Origin of the sequence: Kitasatospora sp. NPDC097643 (assembly GCF_040302625.1) — a bacterium.
In the GTDB taxonomy this organism is placed as follows: Bacteria; Actinomycetota; Actinomycetes; order Streptomycetales; family Streptomycetaceae; genus Kitasatospora.
Map to the genome: position 1 here is coordinate 1 of NZ_JBEOSA010000149.1, position 3,063 is coordinate 3,063.

Annotated in this window: 1 protein-coding gene; it reads right to left on the bottom strand. The window is 75.7% G+C overall.

The genetic code is table 11. The features are described 5' to 3' along the window. Positions 1-3,063, bottom strand: a 3,063-nt coding sequence (locus tag ABTY15_RS39480; protein WP_502893695.1) for an SDR family NAD(P)-dependent oxidoreductase, incomplete at both ends; no start/stop codon positions are given.

The window sequence follows — 3,063 nt, forward strand, 5'->3', positions numbered from 1 at the left end:
GTTCGACGCACCGTCCTGGTTGATCGCCGACCCGCGGACCACGGCCAGGACGGGGTGCCCGTTGCGCCGGGCGTCGGAGAGCCGCTCGACCAGCAGCATGCCGACGCCCTCGGAGGGGGTGAAGCCGTCGGCCGCGGCCGAGAACGGCTTGCAGCGGCCGTCCGTGGCCAGGCCCTGCTGGCGGCTGAACTCGATGAAGGTGCCAGGGGTGGACATCACCGTGACACCGCCCGCCAGCGCGAGTTCGCACTCGCCGTTGCGCAGCGACTGGACGGCCAGGTGGAGCGCCACCAGCGAGGCCGAGCAGGCGGTGTCGACGGTCATCGCTGGGCCTTCGAGGCCGAACAGGTAGGAGACCCGGCCGGAGACCACGCTCGCGGCGGTGCCGGTCGCGACATGGCCCTCGGCCGACTGCGCGGCGCCGGCGAGCAGACCCAGGTAGTCGCCGCCGTTGGTGCCTGCGAAGACACCGGTACGGCTGCCCCGCAGTGCGTGCGGGTCGAGGCCGGCCCGCTCGAACGCCTCCCAGGACGTCTCCAGCAGCAGCCGCTGCTGCGGGTCCATCGCCAGCGCCTCGCGCGGCGAGATCCCGAAGAACCCGGCGTCGAAGCGGCTGGCGTCGTGCAGGAAGCCGCCCTCGCGGATGTACGAGGTGCCCTTCGCATCGGGGTCGGCGTCGAACACCGCGTCCAGGTCCCAGCCCCGGTCGGTCGGGAACCCCGACAGGGCGTCACCTCCGGCGGCCAGCAGCTGCCAGAGCGCCTCCGGTGAGTCCACGCCGCCGGGGAAGCGGCAGCTCATGCCGACGATGGCGATCGGCTCGTCGTGGGCGGCGGTGCTCGCCACCACCGGTCCCGTCGCGTCGGCGACCGTCCCGGAGAGCTCCTCGCCGAGGTGGCGGGCGAGCGCGAGGGCGGTGGGGTGGTCGTAGACGAGGGTGGCGGGCAGCCGCAGGCCGGCCGCGGCACCGAGGCGGTTGCGCAGTTCGACGGCGGTCAGCGAGTCGAAGCCGAGCTCCTTGAAGGCCCGGCCGGTGTCGACGGCCTCCGGCCCGGGGAAGCCGAGTGCGGCGGCGACGTGCGAGGCCACCAGGTCGAGCAGGATGCGCTCCCGCTCGGCCGGGGCGACACCCGCGAGCCGGACGGCGAGTGCGCCGTCGGCGGAGTGCTGCTCCTCGGTAGCGGCGCGGACGCCCTCCAGCACCCGGGCGGCCTCGGGGATGGCGGACAGCAGCGGGCGGACCCGGCCCGAGGTGAAGGCGAGGGTGAAGCGCTGCCAGTCGATGTCGGTGACGGTCAGTTCGGTGTCGCCCCGGTCCAGTGCGTGCTGTAGGGCGGAGACGGCCAGGTCCGGGGCCATCTCCAGGATGCCGTGGCGGCGCATCCGGTCGCCGACGCCGCCCTCGGCCATGCCGCCCTCGCCCCAGGGGCCCCAGGCGACGGAGGTGGCGGACAGGCCGTCGGCCCGCCGCTGGGCGGCGAGCGCGTCCAGGAAGGCGTTCCCGGGGGCGTAGTTGCCCTGGCCGGGGGCACCGAACGTGGCGGCGAAGGAGGAGAAGAGGACGAACGCGGAGAGGTCCAGCTCCCGGGTCAGCTCGTGCAGGTGCAGCGCGGAGTCGACCTTGACCCGCAGCACCCGCTCCAGCTGGTCGGTGGTGAGCGCCTGGATCACGCCGTCGTCCAGCACGGCCGCGGTGTGCATCACGGCGGTCAGCGGACGCTCGGCGGGGATCCCGGCCAGCAGGGCTTCGAGCGCCGTCCGGTCGGAGACGTCGCAGGAGACGATGTCGGTGGCGGCACCGAGGGCGGTGAGTTCGGCGGCGAGTTCGGCGGAGCCGTCGGCCTCCGGGCCGCGCCGACTGGTGAGCAGCAGGTGCTCGGCGCCGTTGCGGGCCAGCCAGCGGGCGACGTGGGCGCCCAGGGCGCCGGTGCCGCCGGTGACCAGCACCGTGCCGGACGGCCGCCAGCCCTCCCCCGCTACCGGGCCGGCCGGGGCGTGCACCAGGCGGCGCACCAGCACACCGGAGGCCCTGATCGCGACCTGGTCCTCACCGCCCGTACCGGCCAGCACCCCGGCCAGCCGGTCCAGGGCCCGGTCGTCCAGCAGCTCCGGCAGGTCGACCAGGCCACCCCAGCGGGGGGCGTCCTCCAGGGCGGCGACCCGGCCCAGGCCCCAGACCAGGGACTGCACGGGGCCGGTCAGGCGCTCGGCCCGGTCGACCGCGACGGCGCCGCGGGTGGCCGTCCACACCGGCGCCTCGATCCCGGCGTCGGCCAGCGCCTGGAGCAGCAGCACGGAGCCCGCCAGGCCGAACGGCACCGACGGGTACGCGGAGCAGCGGTCCTCGACCGTGCCGAGCAGGGAGAGCAGGCCGGCCGGGGAGGCGCCCTCGGGGAGCTCCGCCGTCAGCCGGGCGGCCAGTGCGGTGCGGTCGAGATCGTCCTCGCCGACGGTGACCACGGTGACGTCGGCGCCGCGTCGTTCGAGGCCCTGGGCGAGGTCGTCGGCGCGGTCCCGGTCGTCCTCCGTCGCGATGACCGCCCAGGTGCCGGAGAGCAGCGGTGCGGGCAGATCGGTGAGGGGCTGCCAGGTGATGCGGTAGCGCCAGCCGTCCACGGTCGACTGCTCGCGGCGTTCGCGCCGCCAGGTCGACAGCGCGGGCAGGACGGCGCTCAGCGGCGCGTCGGCGTCCAGGTCGAGCGAGCCGGCGAGGACGCCGAGGTCCTCGTTCTCGACGGCGGCCCAGAACTCGGCCTCGACGGGGTCGACCCCGGTCGGGTGCTCCTGGTCGGATGCCGCGGTGGGCGCGTCCAGCCAGTAGTGCGCACGCTGGAAGGCGTAGGTGGGGAGTTCGAGCGGCGGGACGGCGGTGCCGCCGGTGAAGACGGCCGCCCGCCAGTCGACGGCCACGCCGCGCACCCACGCCTCCGCCAACGAGGCCAGCACCCGGCGGGGGCCGCCCTCGCCGCGGCGCAGCGTCCCGAAGGCCGCCGCCGACCGACCGGCCGCCTCGGCGGCGTCCTGCACCGCCATCGCCAGCACCGGATGCGCACTGACCTCCAC